Genomic DNA, 17,210 nt, shown 5'->3' with positions numbered 1-17,210 from the left:
TTGTCCAATAGAAAAGCCTGGGTCGTGGTGATAAGCTAACCTTATCATGGACCTGCGCCGCCTGCGGCTTTTCCTTCTTCTGGCCGAGGAGAAGAACTTCCACCGGGCGGCGGAGAAGGCCTACCTCTCCCAGCCCGCCCTTTCCCAGCAGATCCAGGCCCTCGAGCAGGAACTCGGGGTGAGGCTCCTGGAACGCAGGCCCTTCCGCCTCACCCCGGCGGGGGAGGTGCTGGTGCGGGAGGGCCGACAACTTCTGCAGGAGGTGGAGGCCTTAAAGGCCCGGGTGCGGCGGGCCAATCGGGAGGAACTCCGCTTCGGGGTGCCGGAAAACCTCCTTCCCGACCTCATGCCCCTTCTGGACCACCTGCGCCGGGGCTTGGGCCAGCCGGTGGAGATCCTGGAGATGCACACCCCTGAGCAGGTAAAGGCCCTCAAGGAAGGCCAGCTGGACTACGGCCTGGCGGGGCTTCGGGTGGAGGACCCCATCATCGGCCAAGAACCCCTCCTACAGGTGCCCATCGTGGTGGCCCTGCCCGAGGGGCATCCCCTGGCCTCGAGGGAACGGGTACCCCTTAAGGCCCTCAAGGAGGAGCCCTTCCTCCTCCTCCCCAAGGAAACCCTGCCCCCCCTTTACGAGGCCTTCATGGAGGTGTTCCGCCGGGCGGGTTTCACGCCCCGGGTGGCCCGGGAGGTGGCCCGGTTTTCCCAGGCGGTGAGCCTGGTAGCCGCCGGGGTAGGGGTCTACCTCACCCTGGCCCCTTACCGGGTCTTTCCCCACCCCGGGGTGGTGCTCAAGCCCCTGGAGGAGGAGGCCGCCTTACAGGTTTCCCTCATCTACCGCCTCACTCCCCCGCCCCCCAGGCTTCTGGAGGTGCGGGAACTCCTCAAAGCCCTGGTCTTCTAGGCCTGCAGGCCAGGGGCATCCGCCTCCCCCCAGGCCAGCTCCACCAGGCCGATAAGCTCCTCCACCGGCAGGCCGTAGTCGCGGGAAAGGCGCGTGATCTCGTGCCCCAGCCTTCTCAGATGGGCCAGCTGGGAGGGGCTGGCCTCCCGCGCCAGGTCCAAAAGCCAGGAAAGAAGGGTTTCCGCTTCCTCATCGGTGAGGCCGTCGGTGAGGGCCTCATCCTCCAGAAAGAGTGCCGCCGGGTCTTCCCTCATCGCCTCCTTAGTATCTCCTCTTGCCGCACAAAACCCAACCTGCGGACCAGGGCTTCCAGGTAAGCGGGATCCTTGACCGCCTTCACCTCGGCCTCGAGGCGGGCCACCCGGGCCTCCGCCTGGCGCAGGGCTTCCTCCAGCCTAGCCCGCTCCCGAGCGAGCTCATACGCCCTGACCCCCTCCTGCCCCAAAAGGAAAAGGGCATGGGCCAAACCCAGGGCGAAGACCAGGTGCAGGATGCGGTAGACGGGCCGCTCCAAGATGGGTCCATTATACCGCGGACAACCCGTGGCCTTGGAAGGGTATGGCATAATGGAAGAACCTGGAACTTTACCTAAACTTGGGGAACACTCCCTGAGAAAAACCCTTCCCAAAAAGAGAGGGAAAGTCTATACCACCTTTTACCCAATTTGGTGTTGCATTTGCACATGGCCTGTGTATACTGGAATTGAAAGGAAGGAGGAGCTATGCCAAGGATGAGGGAAAAGGAAAACTACCGGGCGCGGCTAAAGGCGGTTGGGCTCAGGCACACCCTGCCCCGCGAGCGGATCCTAAGCTACCTGGATCGCAAGAACGTCCACCCTACCCCCGAGGAGCTCTACAACGGCCTTAAGAAGCGGGGCTACGACATCGGCCTTTCCACCGTATACCTGAACCTACACGTCCTGCGGGAACACGGCCTCATCTACGAGTTCCGCGACCCCAAGGGCCTGACCCGTTACGACGGCTACAACGAGCCCCACGTGCACCTGGTCTGCACCTCCTGCGGGAAGGTGGAGGACCTCCTCTTGAAGAACCTGCCGGAGCTGGACCTCTCCCAGGCGCAAAAGGCTGCCGCCGAAAAGTCCGGCTGGGCTCTGGAGAACTTCCGGCTGGAGTTCCGGGGGCTTTGCCCCAACTGCCAGGAGTAAGGATTCTATAGGCTCCCACCCTGCCCGGAGGCAGGGTGGGGCTTTTTAACCTTCGCTCAGCCCTTGGGCCACTTTGAGGACCGTCCTCACCCCAAACCCCGTGCCCCCCTCAGGACCTAAGGCGTGAGCCTTTTTGGCAAAGGCCGGCCCGGCGATATCCAGGTGCACCAAAGGCACCGAAACGAACTCCGTCAGGAAAAGGGCCGCGGTGATGGCCCCGCCGTTCCGGTCCCCCACGTTCTTAAGATCGGCCACGGGGCTTTTCAGCTTCTCCCGGTAGGCCTTCTCCAGGGGCAGGGGCCAGACCTTCTCCCCTGCCTTCTTCGCCGCCTCCTCCACCTGCTTCCCCCAGGTTTCCTCCGTGGCGAAGAGAGCGGCCACCTCCTCCCCCAGAGCCACCACCGCCGAGCCCGTGAGGGTGGAAAGCTCCAGGATCCGCTTGGCTTCCTGGCGTTCCGCATAGGCCAGGGCATCCGCCAGGGTGAGCCTTCCTTCGGCGTCGGTGTTCATCACCTCCACCGTCTTCCCGGAAAGGGTCTTGAGCACATCCCCAAGCCGGTAGGCCCGGCCCGAAACCATGTTCTCGCAGGCGGCGATGTAGCCCCGGATCTCCACGGGAAGGCCCAGGAGGGCGGCGCTCTTCATGGCCCCGAGGACCGCCGCCCCTCCCGCCATGTCCCCCTTCATGGTGGCCATGCCCTCCGTGGGCTTGAGGGAGTAGCCCCCGGAGTCAAAGGTGAGCCCCTTGCCCACCAGGTCCAGCCTCTCCCGGGCGCCTTCGGGAGCGTAGCGCAGGGCGATGAAACGGGGGGGGTTCTCCGACCCCTGGGCCACCGCCAGGAAGGCCCCCATGCCCAAAGCCTGGATGGCCTCCTCGTCCAGAACCTCCACCTCTACCCCGAAGGCCTTAAGGGAAAGGGCCGCCTCCGCCAGGGCCTCCGGGGTGAGGACGTTGGGAGGCTCGTTCACCAGGTCACGGGCCCAGTAAACGCCTTCCGCCACCTTCTTCGCCCTTTCCACCTCCTCCGGGTTAGCTCCGGAAAGCTGGATGGCCACGGGCTTCTCCTCCCTGGAGCCCTTGTAGCGGTCAAAGCGGTACGCCCCCAAGAGAATCCCTTCCGCCAGGGGATAGGCCTCGAGGGCCTCCACCAGAACCTCGGGGAAGGATAGCTTGGCGAGCGCCTGGGCCAGCTTTCCCCCCGTGGCCCGCGGATCCTCGTCCAGGCCGAAGAGGAGGAAATGCCCCTCGGGGGTGGAAAGCAAGAGGTTCTCCCCCGCCTCCCCCTTGAACCCCGCCCCGGCCATAGCCTGGCGGAGAAGCCCTCCCAGGCGGACGTCCAAGGCCTCCCCTTGAGGGGTAAGCTCCCCCTTCTTCACCCACACCACCTTCAAAGGAGCCTTCCCCTCCGCCAACGTGGCCTCTAAAGCATGCAAGGTGATCACGCCTGGAAGATACCACGCCCCCATGGCAGAATGGGAGGGATGCGGTTTCTCTTGCTCGCCAAGCAGGTGGCCCTAGGGGGTTCGGCGGCCCTCGAGGGGGTGATGATGAAGGCTCCCTGGGCCTGGGCCCTGGCGGTACGCCTTCCCGACGGCCAAATCCACGTGGAGCGCCACGAGGAGCCCGCCCTAAGCCAGCGCTACCCCTGGGCCAAGCTCCCCCTGATCCGGGGGGTGGTGGCCCTTTGGGATGCCCTTTCCGTGAGCTACCGAGCCCTCGCCCGCAGCGCCGAGCTGGTGGGGGGCGAAGAGGAAGTGCCCAAGGGGGCCCTGTGGGGCACGGTGGCGGTGAGCCTCCTTCTGGGCATCGCCCTCTTCATCGTGCTGCCCGGGTTCCTGGCCGGCCTCCTCCTGGATGCTGCCCGCTTCCCCCTCCTCTACAACCTCCTGGCCGGCCTCCTCAAGGTGGGCATCCTGGTGGGCTACCTCCGCTTCATCGGACGTCTGCCGGAGATCAAGCGCTTCTTCATGTACCACGGGGCGGAGCACAAGGCCATCCACGCCTTTGAAAAGGGGCTTCCCCTCACCGTGGAAAACGTCATGGCCCAGCCCCGCTTCCACCCCCGGTGCGGCACCACCTTCCTCGCCTTCGTCATCGTGGTCTCCATCCTGGTCTACAGCTTCATCCCCGCCCCGGAGGTGCTCTGGTGGCGGCTACTGGCCCGGGTCCTCTTCCTGCCAGTGGTGGCGGCCTTGGCCTTTGAGCTCCTCTACTTCTCCGCCCGGCACAACGATCCCGTTTCCCTGGTCTTGAGGGAGCTAGGCTTCCGCTTCCAGGCCCTCACCGTGGCCGAGCCCACCCCCGAGATGGCGGAGGTGGCCATAAGGAGCACGGAGGCCGCCCTGGGCGAACGGGTGGTGGCATGAGCCTTACGGAAATCCTCACCCTCCTCGAGGCTCACCGCGAAGAGCTCCACAGGCGCTTTGGGGTTAAGGGCATCGCCGTCTTTGGCTCGTACGCCCGGGGTGAGGAAAGACCCGGGAGCGACCTAGACCTCTTGGTGGAGCTGGAGCGGCCCCTGGGGTGGGAGCTGGTGGACCTTAAGGCCTACCTGGAAGGGATTCTGGGCATTCCCGTGGACCTCTTGACCACGGGCGCCTTAAGGCAAAATCCCCTCCTTCGGGAAGCCGTAGAAGGAGACCTGGTGTATGTCTAAGCGCCAGCTCCGCCTTTACCTGACGGATATGCTTCAGGCCATAGGTCGCATAGAGCGCTATCTGTCTGGCCTGGACTGGGACGCTTTTTTGGAAAGCGACCTCCACCTGGATGCGGTAACGCGCAATCTGGAAATCCTGGGCGAAGCGGCCCGCCACCTTCCCGAAGAGATCAAGAGCCGCTACCCGGAGATTCCCTGGCGCCGGGTGGTGGGTTTGCGCAACGTGGTGGCCCACCAGTACTTCGCCGTGGATCCCGAGGTGGTCTGGACCATCGCCAAGGAACAAGTACCCACGCTGAAGGAAACCCTTCAGCGTATGCTGAGGGAGGTAGATGAGCGTAATGCCTAAGGTCTTGGTGGCCATGTCCGGGGGCGTGGACTCCTCCGTCTCCGCCTACCTCCTGAAGGAGGCGGGGTACGAGGTGGTGGGGGCCATGATGCGCTTCTGGCCCGAGGAGCCCCCAAGGCCCACCCTGGATATCCCCCACAAGGGGCGGGCCTGGGAAAGCTGCTGCACCCCCGAGGCCGCCTACGAGGCCCGCAGGGTGGCGGAGATCCTGGATATCCCCTTCTATCTCTTGGATTACCGGGAGACCTTTGAGGAGGAGATCATCCAGCCCTTCCTGAAGGACTACGCCCAAGGCCGCACCCCCAACCCCTGCGCCCGCTGCAACACCTTCGTCAAGTTCGGGGCCCTCCTCAAGCAGGCCCAGCGCCTGGGCCTGGACTATGTGGCCACGGGGCACTACGTGCGCCGGGAGGGGGAAAGCCTTCTCCGGGGAATAGACCCCCTGAAGGACCAGAGCTACTTCCTCTGGGGAACCCCCAAGGAGGCCCTTCCCCACCTCCTCTTCCCCGTGGGGGGGATGACCAAGGCTGAGGTGCGGGCCCTGGCGGAAAGGGCCGGGCTTCCCACCGCCAGGAAGCCGGAAAGCCAGAACCTCTGCTTCGTGGCCGGGGACCTGAAGGAGTTCCTGAGGGAAAGGCTCGAGGTCCGCCCCGGTCCCCTGGTGGACGCCCTCACCGGGGAGGTGGTGGGAGAGCACCAAGGAGCAAGCCTCTACACCATCGGCCAGCGAAAGGGCCTCGGCCTGTTCAAGCCCCACCTGGAGCGGTACGTGGTGGGTGTGGACCCCCTGGCCAACGTGGTCTACGTGGGGCCCAGGGAGGCTACCCTTTGGCTAGGGCTTGAGGGAGAGGAGGCCAACCTCCTGGCCGAGCTTCCCGAGGAGGTGGAGGTCCAGGTGCGCTACCGCACCCCTCCCGTAAGGGCCAAGGTGGAGTCCTTAAACCCCTTGCGCCTTCGCTTCGCCACCCCGGTCTTCGCCGTGACCCCGGGGCAAAGCGCCGTGTTCTACCAGGGGGAGAGGCTTTTGGGGGGCGCGGTAATCCGCCAGGGGCTTTACAACCTGGCAGGCCTCGAGGGGAAGCCCCAGGCAAACGCCTTGACCTTCTCCTGACAAAGGGCTGCCAGAGTACAGGTGGGAGGTTTCGGATGCGACGGCTAACGGCAACGGTTTTGGGAGCATTGGCACTAGCGGCTTCGGCATGGGCGCAAGAAGTGATCACCCTGGTGGGGGCGGGGGCCACCTTCCCCTACCCCCTGATGGCCAAGTACGGGGACGAGTACACCCGGCTCACCGGGGGCAAGGTGCGCATCAACTACCAGTCCATCGGCTCCGGCGGGGGTATCCGGCAGTTCCTGGAGCAGACGGTGCACTTCGGCGCCAGCGACGCCCCCCTGACCGACCAGGTCATGAAGGATGTACGCACCCGCTTCAAGACCAACGCCCTCAACATCGCTTATGCCCTGGGGGCGGTGGTCCCGGTCTATAACCTTCCTGGGGTGCGGGAACCCCTGCGCTTCACCGGACCCGTGCTGGCGGACATCTACCTGGGCAAGATCAAGACCTGGAACGACCCTGCTCTCCAGGACCTCAACCCCAACGTGAAGCTTCCTCCCCTGCCCATCACCGTGGTGCACCGCTCCGACGGCTCCGGCACCACCTACGTCTGGGTGGATTACCTTTCCAAGGTTTCCCCCGAGTGGGCCAGCAAGGTGGGGCGGGGCACCAGCGTCCAGTGGCCCGTGGGCGTGGGAGGCAAGGGCAACGAGGGCGTGGCCGGGGTGGTCAAACAGACTCCCGGCGCCATCGGCTACGTGGAGGTCACCTACGCCAAGCAGAACAACCTGAGCTACGGGGCGGTGCAGAATAAGTCGGGACGGTTCATCCTGGCGGACCTCCCCAGCATCAAGGCTGCCGCCAACGTACCCCTTCCCGGGGATATGCGGGTTTCCATCACCGACACCTCCGAGCCTGGCGGCTATCCCATCGCCAGCTTCACCTACCTCCTCCTTTACGAGGACCTCTCCGCCAACAAGGCGGTGAAGAGCGAGGCTGAGGCCCGGGCCCTGGTGGAGTTCGTGAAGTGGATCCTCACCGACGGGCAGAAGTACAACGAGCCCCTCACCTACGGGGCCCTGGCCTCCGTGCCCCAACAGCGGGCCCTGGCTCTCCTCTCCCGGGTCACCTACCAGGGCAAGCCCATCGGCAAAGAGATCACGGGGCGCTAGAAACACCCTTGCCCCAGGGGTGGCCTTTTCCGGGGCCACCCCTTATCTTGAAAAGGGGTTATCCATGAAGCGGCTGTACACCCATTTCGGCGACCGGATCTTTGCCTGGGCTCTCCTTCTCCTGGCCCTGGGTGTGGTGGCCTTGGCCGTGCTCATGGCCTACGAGCTCTATCAGGGGGGAAGCCTGGCCCTGAAGCGATTTGGGCTTTTGGGGTTTGCCCTGGGTAGGGAGTGGGACCCTGTGATCCAGAAGTCCTTCGGGGCCTGGCCGTACATCTTGGGCACGGTGATCGTGAGCCTCTCGGCTCTTTTGCTCTCCTTTTTCCCCGCCCTGGCCGCAGCCATCTTCGCCGCCGAGTATGCCCCCAGGTGGCTCGCCCAGGTGATCAACTTTCTCCTGGACCTCATGGCCGCAGTACCCAGCGTGGTCTACGGCCTTTGGGGCATCTTCGTCTTGGCCCCGTGGATCCGGGACCAGGTACAGCTTCCCCTCTACATGTGGGCGGCGGAGCATGCGCCTTGGTTGGTGCCCATCCTGGGGGTACCCACGGGATATGGGCTGATGACCGCCGTTTTGATCCTGGCCTCCATGATCGTCCCCTACACCGCCGCCTTAGCCCGGGATGCCATCGCCCTGGTGCCCAAGGAGCATCGGGAGGCCGCCTACGCCTTGGGGGCGACCCGCTGGGAAGTGATGCGCATGGCCATCCTTCCTTTGGCCCAGGGCGGGATCATCGCCGGGGCCTTTTTGGCCCTGGCCCGGGCGGTGGGGGAAACCATGGCGGTCACCATGGTCATCGGCAACTCCCACAAGCTTCCCTACACCCTCTTCGGCGGGGCGGCCACCATGCCCAGCGTGATCGCCAACGAGTTCACCGAGGCCGTGGAGGACCTGCACCTTTCCGCCTTGATCGCCGTGGGCTTCCTTCTCTTCTGGGTTTCCATGGCGGTGAACTTCGCGGCGGCCTACGTCCTCCGGCGCCAGGAGCGCCTGGTCAAGGGGGTACTGTGATGCTTCCTGCCGGCAACCTGAGGAGCCTGGAAAAAAACCTGGCCCTTAGAGCCCGCTACCGCAAGGAGCGCTTCATGATGACCCTGGTGGGCCTGGGTACGGGGCTTGCCTTCCTCATCCTGCTTTTGGTGCTGGCCTACGCCTTAAGCCAAGGGGCAGGCGCCCTTAACCTGGATTTCTTCCTTAAGGACATGCGCCCCCCCGGGGAAACCGGAGGGGGGCTCAGGCAAGCCATCGTGGGTACCCTGATCGTGGACGGGCTTGGGCTTCTCATCGCCCTGCCCTTTGGCCTGGCCGCCGGGATCCTCCTGGCCGAGTATCCCGACCATCCGGTGAACCCGTACCTCCGCCTCCTCTCCGACACCTTAAACGGCATGCCCGCCATCCTCTTTGGGCTTTTGGCCTTCATCCTCATCGTAAAGCCCATGGGGGGGTTTTCGGGTCTCTCGGGAGCCTTCGCCTTGGGCTTCCTCATGATCCCCATCCTGGCCCGGAGCACCGAGGGGGTGCTCAGCCTGGTGCCCAAGGAGATCCGTGAAGCCGGCCTGGCCCTGGGGCTTCCCCGCTGGCGGGTGATCCTTTCCCTGGTCCTGCCCACGGCCCGGGCCGGGCTCATCACGGGGGTTCTTCTGGCCTTCGCCCGGGCGGCGGGGGAAGCAGCGCCCCTCCTCTTCACCGCCTTTGGCAGTCCTCTCTTGGAGCTAAACCCCCTTAAGCCCATGGACACCCTTCCCCTGCGGCTTTTCGCCTTTGCCATCAGCCCCTACGAGGACTGGCACCGCCAGGCCTGGGCTGCGGGGCTGGTGCTCTTTGGGCTCATCACCCTGACGAGCCTGCTGGCCCGCTGGGCCTCGAGGAGGAGGTTCTAAATGTTACCGGAAACCAAGGAAACCGTGGGCACCCACATGGAATCCAAAGGGCTAGTGGTCCGCTACGGAAACCGGGTGGGCGTGGGGGTCGGGGGCGGGGTAAACCTCCCCATCTACCGCCACCGGATCACCGCCCTCATCGGGCCCTCCGGATGCGGCAAGACCACATTCCTAAGGGCCCTAAACCGCATGCACGACCTCACCCCCATCGCCCGGGTGGAAGGGGAGGTCCTCCTGGACGGGGAAAACATCTACGCCCCCGGGGTGGACCCGGTTCTGGTGCGGAGGCGGGTGGGGATGGTCTTCCAAAAACCCACAGCCTTCCCCACCATGTCCATCTACGACAACGTGGCGGCGGGTCTTAAGCTGGTGGGCATAAGGGACAAGCGCCGCCTGGACGAGGCGGTGGAAAGGGCCCTGCGGGGCGCTGCCCTGTGGGACGAGGTCAAGGATCGCCTGCGCACCCCGGCGAGCGGCCTTTCCGGAGGACAGCAACAACGCCTCACCATCGCCCGGGCCCTGGCGGTGGAGCCGGAGGTCCTGCTTATGGACGAGCCCACCGCCAGCCTGGATCCCATCTCCACCCAGGCCATAGAGGACCTCCTCCTCTCCCTGAAGGAGCAGGTGACCATCGTCATCGTGACCCACAACATGCAACAGGCCGCCCGGGTTTCCGACTACACCGCCTTCTTCCTCAACGGGGAGATGGTGGAGTTCGGCCCCACCGAGTCCATCTTCACCAAACCCAAGGACCCTCGCACCGAGGCCTACATCACCGGCCGCTTCGGATAAACTCTAGGGCATGTCCCCTGTAGGCCTCCTCTTCCTGACCCTTTTCAACAGCATCCTGGGGCTTTCCATCCTCTTCCCCATCCTGGGGCCTTTGGGCCGGGAGCTCGGGCTCACCGAGGTCCAGGTGGGTCTTTTCTCCACTGGCTACGCCCTCATGCAGTTCCTCCTTTCGCCTCTCTGGGGAAGGCTGAGCGAGAAGGGCAGGAAGCCCATCCTCCTCCTGGGCATCCTGGGCTTTGCCGTGAGTTTCCTCCTCTTTGGCCTCTTTGCCCTTTTGGGCCAAAGGGGGCTGGTTTCCGCGGGACTCCTCTTCCCTCTCCTCCTCCTGGCCCGGCTTCTTGGCGGGGCCTTCAGCTCCGCCACCCTACCCACCGCCCAGGCCTACGTGGCCGATATCACCGGGCGGGAACACCGCACCGCAGGCATGGCCCTCTTGGGGGCTGCCTTCGGCCTGGCGGTCATCCTGGGGCCCGCCTTGGGGGCGGGGCTTGCCGCATGGTTTGGCCTCCTGGCCCCGGTGTTTTTCTCCTCCGGCATCGCCTTCCTCAACGCCCTTTTCGTGGCCCTGGTCCTGCCGGAATCCAGGCCCCAGGGATCGCAGGAGGCGGGGCACCTTTCCCCCTGGGATGGAAGGGTCTTCCCCCTTCTCCTCCTGGGGTTTTCCCTGAACCTTTCCGGGGTGGCCCTCGAGCAGACCATCGCCTTCTACTTCCAAGACCGCCTCGGGCTTTCGGGGGTGGAAACCGCCAGGAGCGTGGGGCTTGCCCTGGTGCTTTACGGCTTTGTGGCGGTCTTCATCCAGGGTTTCCTGGTGCGGCGCTTCTCCTGGCCGCCTAGGACCCTCCTCCTCCTGGGGCTACCCGTGGGCATCCTGGGCTTCCTCCTTTTGGTGGTGGCCCATGGCTTTCCCCTTTTGGCCCTGGGCCTGGCCCTGCAGGGGGCGGGGACGGCCCTGGCGGGGCCGGGGGTCACCGCCGCCCTCTCCCTGGCCGTGGGGGAAGGGGAACAAGGTCTGGTGGCAGGCTTGAACGCCTCCGCCCAGGCCCTAGGCCGGATGCTCGGGCCTGTTCTGGGTACAGGCCTCTACCGCCTTTCCCCTGAGGCCCCCTACCTCCTGGGGGCTATCCTCCTCCTCGTGGCCCTCCTGGCCCTTCCCTTTCTCTTTCGCCGGGCAAGGATCTAGATGCGTCTCCTCGTCTTCCGCCAGAGAAACTTCCGCAACCTGGCCCTCTCGGCCTTCCAGCCCCCTCAGGGCCTTTTCGCCCTGGTGGGAGGGAACGCCCAGGGGAAGACCAGCCTCCTCCTCGGCATCCACCTGGCCCTTGGAGGCGAGGTCCGGGCTTCCTTGGCCGACCTGATCCGTTTCGGAGAGGAGGAAGCCTGGCTGCAGGCGGAGGTGGAAACCGAGCTGGGTCTATACCGGATCGAGCAACGGCTGAGGCCGGAGGGAAGGGAGATCGTGCTGAACGAGAAGGCGGTGAGCCTAAGGGCTCTTCACGAGCTTCCGGGCTCGGTCCTGGTCCTGCCTGAGGACGTGGAGGTGGTGCTGGGAAGCCGGGAGGAGAGGCGGACCTTTCTGGATCGCCTGATCGGGCGCTTCTCCCGCCGGTACGCCGCCCTTCTTTCCGCCTACGAAAAGGCCCTGCGCCAGCGAAACGTCCTTTTGAAGGCTGGGGGGAACGGGCTTTCCGTATGGGATCAGGAGCTGGCCCGCTACGGCACGGAGATCATGGCTTTTAGAAGGCGTTTCTTAAAGCGATTCTTGCCCATATTCCAATCCGTCCACCGGAGCCTGGCCCCGGGGGAGGTGGGGCTTCTTCTGGAGGAAACCGCCCCGGGGGATCTCCTCGAGGCCCTAAGGACCCGGAGGGAGGAGGAGCTGGCCCGGGGGCAGACCCTGGTGGGCCCCCACCGCGACGACCTGGTCTTCCTGCTCTCAGGACGGCCGGTCCACCGCTTTGGAAGCCGGGGGGAAGCCAAAGGGGTGGCCCTGGCCCTGCGCCTGGCCGAGCACCGCCTGCTTTCCGAGCACCATGGGGAAGCCCCCCTTCTCCTGGTGGACGAGTGGAGCGAGGAGCTGGACGAGGGCAAACGGCAGGCGGTTCTGGCCTATACCCGCACCCTACCCCAGGCCATCCTGGCGGGGCTTTGGGCCCCCGAGGGGGTGCCGGTATGCTGGGTGGAAGGAGGGGTGGTCCTATGCTGACCCTCCCGGGAGGGTGGGCATGCCCTGGCGGCTTAAGGAGGTGATCCCCGAGGCCCTCAAGAAGGCCGGGGGGAAGGAAAAGCTGAAGCGGGGTCTGGTGCTGGCCGCCTGGCGGGAGGTGGTGGGCAGGGAGCTTGCCCAGCTCAGCGAGCCCCTGGCCCTCGAGGGGGGTGCCCTCACCGTGCGGGTGGCGGACCCCGTCACCGCCCACCAGCTCACCTATAGCCGTCTGGCCCTTTTGCGACGCTACGAGGAGCAGTTTCCAGGGGTGGTGAAGGAGATCCGCTTTGTGGTGGGGCCCCTGGAAAAGGAGCCAGAGACCCCCAAAACCCCGGAAAACCCCGAGCGCCTCCTATGGGCAAGCCGCCGGGCGTTGGAGCTTTCGGAAAAAGCCCCCCTGGAGCTACGGGAAAAGGTAGCCCGGGCCGCCCTGGCCCTTTTGCAAAAGGATCGAGGCGAGCCCTGCCCCATCTGCGGAAGCCCCAGCCCCAAGCATCCCTGCCCCACCTGCCGCCGCCTTCTGGAAAGCCCCTGGGTGCGCAAGGAGGTGGAGCGCCTCAAGCGGGGCCGGCCCACGGGCCTCGAGGGGGAAGCCCTCCTGGTGGCTCGGCACGTGGCCAGACAATCCCTTCTCAGCGAGATGGAAGCCCTTTACCCCCAGGCCTTACGGGACGAAACCCTACGTCCTCTGCTCCGGGACCTGGCCCAGCGCTTTCGGACCCTCTTTCCCGGGGAAACCCTCCCCGAGGCGGTGCGGAGCCTCCTCGCCAAGGAAGCCTAAAGCCCTCAAACAAGCCCTCAAAGCATCTTCCCCCCTCGCTACCGAGGGGGGAAGTTTTGTGTTTCCATCGTGGTGGGCGGCAGAGGATTTGAACCTCTGACCTCTCGCTTGTAAGGCGAGCGCTCTGACCAGCTGAGCTAGCCGCCCGTGGTGACCCCAGGGGGAATCGAACCCCCGTTTCGGCCTTGAGAGGGCCGCGTCCTGACCGCTAGACGATGGGGCCCTGGCTTGGTGGGCCGTGCAGGATTCGAACCTGCGACCTACCGATTAAAAGTCGGTTGCTCTGCCAGCTGAGCTAACGGCCCAACAGCCTTAGTGATTATAGGGGAAGGATAAAGGCTTGTCCAGGTGAGGGGACCAAAGGGGTGGGACATTTGTCCCTTTCCCCTATGATAGACTTGGGTGTTAAGCTAAAGGAGGGAACCCCTTATGCAGCGGGCCTTTCTGGTTGTGGCCCTGGTAGCGATGGTGGCGGGCGCCGTTGGGCTTGCGCTCCTTCGGCCCTGGTGGTTTACGCCCCTGGCCTCCAACTGGGGTTCCATAGATCAGATCATCCTTCTTTCCCTTCTTCTTACCGGTTTGGCCTACGCTGGCGTCAACCTCTTTTTGGCCTACAGCATCCATCGCTACCACAAGGAGCCCGCAAAGTACCTCCCGGAGGAACCGAGGCTGGAGCGGAAGCTAATCTGGCTCACCACCCTGGGCATCGTGGTCCTTCTGGCCCCAGGACTTTACTTCTACAACCACCTGGTCCACCCCCCAAAGGAAACCTTCACGGTAGAAGTCCTTGCCCAGCAGTGGCTCTGGAGCTACCGTTATCCGGGACCGGACGGGAAGCTAGGAAGGACGTCCATCCAGAAAGCTTCTCCCGCCAATCCCTTTGGCTTGGACCTCGAGGATCCCCCCGCCCGGGACGACATCCTGGTCATCGGGGGTCCCTTGCGGCTCCCTTTGGGAGAACCCGTTCTACTCCTCCTCCGGGCCAACGACGTCATCCACAGCTTCTACGTTCCCGAGTTCCGGATCAAGATGGACGTGGTCCCGGGTATGGTAACCCGCATCTGGTTCACCCCCACCGCCCTCGGCCAGTTCCAGGTGGTCTGCGCCGAGTACTGCGGCATAGGCCATGCCCGCATGCTGGGCCAGGTCCTGGTGATGAAGCCTGAAGAGTTCCAGGCCTGGATTAAAGCCCAGCCCAGCGTGGCCCAGTCCCTGGGCCGGTAAGGAGGAGCCATGGAGTTTCCCGGTTACCATGACCACCGCATTGGCCCGGAGCCCCGAAGCTTCTGGAGCCGGTACGTCTTCAGCCAGGACCACAAGGTGATCGCCATCCAGTACACGCTCACCGCCCTTCTGGTGGGGGCCATCGGCATGGCCCTCTCCTGGGCCATGCGCCTCGAGCTGGCTTTCCCAGGTGTCCTGGATGCGGGAAGGTACTACCAGGCCATGACCCTCCACGGCATGATCATGGTCATCTATCTGCTCACCGCCCTGCTCCTGGGGGGGTTCGGCAACTTCCTCATCCCCCTCATGCTGGGAGCGCGGGACATGGCCTACCCCTTTGTCAACATGCTGTCCTACTGGGTCTACCTGCTTTCCGTCCTGGTGCTTCTGGCCTCCTTCTTCGTGCCGGGAGGGCCCACCGGGGCAGGCTGGACCCTCTACCCACCCCAGGCCATCACCCGGGGCACCCCCGGGTACGACTGGGGGATCGTCCTCATGCTGGTCTCCCTCCTGCTCTTCATCGTGGCCGCCACCATGGGCGGGCTCAACTACGTGACCACCGTGCTCCAGCTCCGCACCAAGGGAATGACCCTGATGCGGATGCCCCTGGCGGTCTGGGGGATCTTTATCGCCTCCATCATGGCCCTCCTCGCCTTCCCTGCCCTCTTCGTGGGCGGGGTCATGCTGCTTTTGGACCGCACCCTGCACACCAGCTTCTTCATGCCCGCGGTGCTGCAGTTTGGCCAACGCCTGCCCTACGAGGGAGGAAGCCCCCTTCTTTGGCAACACCTCTTCTGGTACTTTGGCCATCCCGAGGTCTACATCGTCATCCTCCCCGCCATGGGGCTTATCTCCGAGCTGGTTTCGGTACACGCCCGCAAGCCCATCTTTGGCTACGGAATGATGGTCTTCTCCCTGGTGGCCATCGCCGCCATCTCCTTCGTGGTCTGGGCCCACCACATGTACACCAGCGGCATGAACCCCTATTTTGGCTTCTTCTTTGCCACCACCACCCTGATCGTGGCCATTCCCTCGGCCATCAAAACCTACAACTGGCTTCTCACCCTGTGGCGGGGAAAGATCCAGCTCACCGTGCCCATGCTCTTCGCCATCGCCTTCCTCAACACCTTCGTGGTGGGAGGGCTTACGGGGCTCTTCCTGGGCAACGTCATCGTGGACTTCCCCCTTCAGGACACCTACTTCGTGGTGGCCCATTTCCACATGGTCATGGGCGTGGCCGCCATCGTGGCCATCTTCGGGGGCATCTACCACTGGTACCCCAAGGCCACGGGTCGGATGCTCAACGAGACCCTGGGGAGAATCCACTTCTGGGCCACCTTCGTGGGCACCTACCTGATCTTCTTCCCCATGCACTTCCTGGGCCTTCTGGGGGTACCGAGGCGGTACAACACCTTTGAAGGGCTTTCCTTCCTGCCCCCCTCCGTGCGCCCCTTGAACGAGTTCATCACCGTGGTGGCTCTCCTGGTGGGCCTAGCCCAGCTCCTTTTCGGCTTCAACCTGGTCTACTCCTACTTCCGCGGGAAGAAGGCCCCAGACAACCCCTGGCGGGCGACCACCTTGGAGTGGCAGGCCCCCACACCCCCACCCCACGGCAACTGGGGGCACGAGCCCCCTCCCGTGGTGTACCGCTGGGCCTACGAGTACAGCCCCCCAGGGGCTAAAGAGGACTTTATCCCGCAAAACGCTCCCCCGGTGGTGGCGGGAGGCAGTGGAGGGGAAGATCATGCCCAAGGTGGAGGAAAGGCCTAAGCTTCCTCCAAAAGGGCCCCCGGGCCGAGAGCTCGGCGGAGGAGAGGGGCCAGAAGACGCCTTTTCCCTTCCCCCAGGGCAGGTGGGCCTTCTCGTCCCGCTCGCCGCCATCACCAGCCTCTTTGCCGCTTTGGTGAGCGCCTACCTGGTGCGCATGGGCCTTCCCGACTGGCAGGCCCTGCCCAAGCCTCCCCTTCTCTGGCTCAACACCCTTGTGCTCCTTCTGGCCAGCCTGGCCCTGGAACGAGCGGCCCGCCTCGAGGCCTGGCCCCAGGCAAGACCCTGGGCCCTGGGCGGCGGGCTTTTGGGAACGGGCTTCATCCTGGGCCAGCTCCTGGCCTGGCGGCTCCTTCTGAGCCTGGGCTATGCCCCAGCGGGCAATCCCGCCAGCGCCTTCTTCTACCTGATCACCGCCCTCCACGGCCTGCACCTCCTGGGGGGAGGGCTGGCCCTGGCCTGGGTCTTTGTCCGGGAAGGGAAGGGCCTTCGGCCTTGCGCATGGTACTGGCACTACCTCTTGGGCGTCTGGCTGGTGCTTTACGCCCTGTTTCTCTGGACCTAAGGAGGGGGGAGTATGGAGGAGAAAACCCTACGCCTGCCGCACTTCCTAAGGGCGCTGGCCGGGGACTGGGGAAGCGACCTTTCCGCCTTCAAGGTGGTCTGGGCCAAGGCCATGATGTGGATTTTCCTCCTCTCCGACACCTTCATCTTCGGCTGCTTCCTCACGGGCTATGCAGCCGCCCGCCTCTCCGCCACCCTGCCCTGGCCCGACCCTGGCAAGGTCTTCGCCCTCCACATCGGCGAGCGCGAGATTCCCCTCCTTCTCATCGCCATCATGACCGTGATCCTGATCAGCTCCAGCGGCACCATGGCCATCGCCGTGTACCACGCCTATAACCGCAACAAGCCCCGCACTGCCCTTTTCCTAGCCCTGACCGCCCTTTTGGGCCTCAGCTTCGTGAGCATGCAGGCCTACGAGTGGACCCACCTCATCCGGGATCTGGGCTTCCGCCCCTGGGGCAATCCCATGGGGGCTCCCCAGTTTGGCTCCTCCTTCTTCATGCTCACCGGCTTCCACGGCCTCCACGTCACCGCCGGGGTTATCTACCTCACGGCCGTGGCCATAAGGGTCCTGAAAGGGGTTTACGACCGGGCGGGAAGCTACGTGGGGGTGGAGGTGGCGGGGCTTTACTGGCACTTCGTGGATTTGGTCTGGGTTTTCATCTTTGCCTTCTTTTACCTGTTCTAGGAGGCA

General features: G+C 64.7%; 20 protein-coding genes and 3 tRNA genes. 17 read left to right on the top strand and 6 right to left on the bottom strand.

What is annotated here, in order from left to right:
* Positions 1 to 46 precede the first annotated feature (46 nt).
* The gene (locus AC27GT_RS11780; protein WP_015716057.1) at positions 47 to 904 is read left to right on the top strand and encodes a LysR family transcriptional regulator; all 858 of its coding nucleotides are present in this window, start codon (positions 47 to 49) and stop codon (positions 902 to 904) included.
* Here the strand turns inward: AC27GT_RS11780 and AC27GT_RS11775 are convergent.
* Together AC27GT_RS11775 and AC27GT_RS11770 are read right to left on the bottom strand one after the other, a co-directional pair.
* Entirely contained in the window at positions 901 to 1,158 is a 258-nt protein-coding gene (locus tag AC27GT_RS11775; protein WP_015716056.1) for a hypothetical protein, read from the bottom strand. The two genes, AC27GT_RS11780 and AC27GT_RS11775, sit on opposite strands and share 4 nt — an antisense overlap.
* Positions 1,155 to 1,469: an FtsB family cell division protein gene (locus AC27GT_RS11770; protein ID WP_015716055.1), complete on the bottom strand. Its 315-nt coding sequence runs from the start codon at positions 1,467 to 1,469 to the stop codon at positions 1,155 to 1,157. Before AC27GT_RS11770 ends, AC27GT_RS11775 begins: the two co-directional genes overlap by 4 nt.
* A 156-nt stretch (positions 1,470 to 1,625) precedes the next feature.
* On the opposite strand from AC27GT_RS11770, the gene AC27GT_RS11765 reads away from it, so the two are divergent.
* Complete coding sequence (locus AC27GT_RS11765; RefSeq protein ID WP_015716054.1) at positions 1,626 to 2,069, top strand: Fur family transcriptional regulator; 444 nt, start codon at positions 1,626 to 1,628, stop codon at positions 2,067 to 2,069.
* A gap of 45 nt (positions 2,070 to 2,114) precedes the next feature.
* On the opposite strand, the gene AC27GT_RS11760 is transcribed toward AC27GT_RS11765, so the two are convergent.
* Positions 2,115 to 3,512, bottom strand: coding sequence for a leucyl aminopeptidase (locus tag AC27GT_RS11760; RefSeq protein WP_015716053.1), 1,398 nt, complete (start codon positions 3,510 to 3,512; stop codon positions 2,115 to 2,117).
* A 39-nt stretch (positions 3,513 to 3,551) separates the two neighbouring features.
* On the opposite strand from AC27GT_RS11760, the gene AC27GT_RS11755 reads away from it, so the two are divergent.
* The 11 genes from AC27GT_RS11755 (at position 3,552) to AC27GT_RS11705 (ending at position 12,961) form a co-directional block, all read left to right on the top strand.
* Positions 3,552 to 4,436 carry a DUF1385 domain-containing protein gene (locus AC27GT_RS11755; RefSeq protein ID WP_015716052.1) on the top strand — a complete coding sequence of 295 codons (885 nt, stop codon included), beginning with the start codon at positions 3,552 to 3,554 and terminating at the stop codon, positions 4,434 to 4,436.
* Positions 4,433 to 4,726, top strand: a complete 294-nt coding sequence (locus AC27GT_RS11750) for a nucleotidyltransferase family protein (RefSeq protein WP_015716051.1) — start codon at positions 4,433 to 4,435, stop codon at positions 4,724 to 4,726. Before AC27GT_RS11755 ends, AC27GT_RS11750 begins: the two co-directional genes overlap by 4 nt.
* Positions 4,719 to 5,075, top strand: a complete 357-nt coding sequence (locus AC27GT_RS11745) for a HepT-like ribonuclease domain-containing protein (protein ID WP_015716050.1) — start codon at positions 4,719 to 4,721, stop codon at positions 5,073 to 5,075. Before AC27GT_RS11750 ends, AC27GT_RS11745 begins: the two co-directional genes overlap by 8 nt.
* Entirely contained in the window at positions 5,068 to 6,186 is a 1,119-nt protein-coding gene (gene mnmA, locus AC27GT_RS11740; RefSeq protein WP_015716049.1) for a tRNA 2-thiouridine(34) synthase MnmA, read from the top strand. The genes AC27GT_RS11745 and mnmA overlap by 8 nt, the downstream gene beginning before the upstream one ends.
* A gap of 35 nt (positions 6,187 to 6,221) precedes the next feature.
* Positions 6,222 to 7,301 carry a phosphate ABC transporter substrate-binding protein PstS gene (gene pstS, locus AC27GT_RS11735; protein WP_054391637.1) on the top strand — a complete coding sequence of 360 codons (1,080 nt, stop codon included), beginning with the start codon at positions 6,222 to 6,224 and terminating at the stop codon, positions 7,299 to 7,301.
* A 64-nt stretch (positions 7,302 to 7,365) separates the two neighbouring features.
* Entirely contained in the window at positions 7,366 to 8,313 is a 948-nt protein-coding gene (gene pstC, locus AC27GT_RS11730; RefSeq protein ID WP_224065403.1) for a phosphate ABC transporter permease subunit PstC, read from the top strand.
* The gene (gene pstA, locus AC27GT_RS11725; protein ID WP_487224189.1) at positions 8,313 to 9,182 is read left to right on the top strand and encodes a phosphate ABC transporter permease PstA; all 870 of its coding nucleotides are present in this window, start codon (positions 8,313 to 8,315) and stop codon (positions 9,180 to 9,182) included. Before pstC ends, pstA begins: the two co-directional genes overlap by 1 nt.
* Positions 9,183 to 9,974 carry a phosphate ABC transporter ATP-binding protein PstB gene (pstB, locus tag AC27GT_RS11720; protein WP_081892760.1) on the top strand — a complete coding sequence of 264 codons (792 nt, stop codon included), beginning with the start codon at positions 9,183 to 9,185 and terminating at the stop codon, positions 9,972 to 9,974. It abuts the gene before it with no gap.
* Between the two features lie 10 nt (positions 9,975 to 9,984).
* Positions 9,985 to 11,157: an MFS transporter gene (locus tag AC27GT_RS11715; protein WP_015716044.1), complete on the top strand. Its 1,173-nt coding sequence runs from the start codon at positions 9,985 to 9,987 to the stop codon at positions 11,155 to 11,157.
* On the top strand, positions 11,158 to 12,180 hold the full coding sequence (gene recF, locus AC27GT_RS11710) for a DNA replication/repair protein RecF (protein WP_487224188.1): 1,023 nt from the start codon (positions 11,158 to 11,160) through the stop codon (positions 12,178 to 12,180).
* 19 nt (positions 12,181 to 12,199) lie between these two features.
* Positions 12,200 to 12,961, top strand: coding sequence for a DciA family protein (locus tag AC27GT_RS11705; protein WP_487224187.1), 762 nt, complete (start codon positions 12,200 to 12,202; stop codon positions 12,959 to 12,961).
* Between the two features lie 70 nt (positions 12,962 to 13,031).
* On the opposite strand, the gene AC27GT_RS11700 is transcribed toward AC27GT_RS11705, so the two are convergent.
* From AC27GT_RS11700 to AC27GT_RS11690, 3 genes are all read right to left on the bottom strand, one after another.
* Positions 13,032 to 13,108: transfer RNA gene (locus AC27GT_RS11700), tRNA-Val, on the bottom strand.
* A 1-nt stretch (position 13,109) separates the two neighbouring features.
* Positions 13,110 to 13,184, bottom strand: a tRNA-Glu gene (locus AC27GT_RS11695).
* Between the two features lie 6 nt (positions 13,185 to 13,190).
* Positions 13,191 to 13,266: transfer RNA gene (locus AC27GT_RS11690), tRNA-Lys, on the bottom strand.
* 124 nt (positions 13,267 to 13,390) lie between these two features.
* Between AC27GT_RS11690 and AC27GT_RS11685 the strand changes: the two genes are divergently transcribed.
* From AC27GT_RS11685 to AC27GT_RS11670, 4 genes are read left to right on the top strand one after another with little or no spacing between them, the layout of a single operon-like run.
* Positions 13,391 to 14,185 (top strand): cytochrome c oxidase subunit II, encoded by a 795-nt coding sequence (locus tag AC27GT_RS11685; RefSeq protein WP_015716041.1) that lies wholly within the window; start codon positions 13,391 to 13,393, stop codon positions 14,183 to 14,185.
* A 9-nt stretch (positions 14,186 to 14,194) separates the two neighbouring features.
* Entirely contained in the window at positions 14,195 to 15,955 is a 1,761-nt protein-coding gene (locus AC27GT_RS11680; protein WP_015716040.1) for a cytochrome c oxidase subunit I, read from the top strand.
* Complete coding sequence (locus tag AC27GT_RS11675) at positions 15,930 to 16,517, top strand: cytochrome c oxidase subunit 3 family protein (protein ID WP_015716039.1); 588 nt, start codon at positions 15,930 to 15,932, stop codon at positions 16,515 to 16,517. Before AC27GT_RS11680 ends, AC27GT_RS11675 begins: the two co-directional genes overlap by 26 nt.
* 12 nt (positions 16,518 to 16,529) lie before the next feature.
* Positions 16,530 to 17,204, top strand: a complete 675-nt coding sequence (locus tag AC27GT_RS11670) for a cytochrome c oxidase subunit 3 (protein ID WP_015716038.1) — start codon at positions 16,530 to 16,532, stop codon at positions 17,202 to 17,204.
* Positions 17,205 to 17,210 lie beyond the last annotated feature (6 nt).

The organism is Thermus sp. KWY1, from assembly GCF_057547025.1.
Note: the sequence above shows the minus strand (reverse complement) of the source record. Positions and strands in the feature narration are given on the sequence as shown.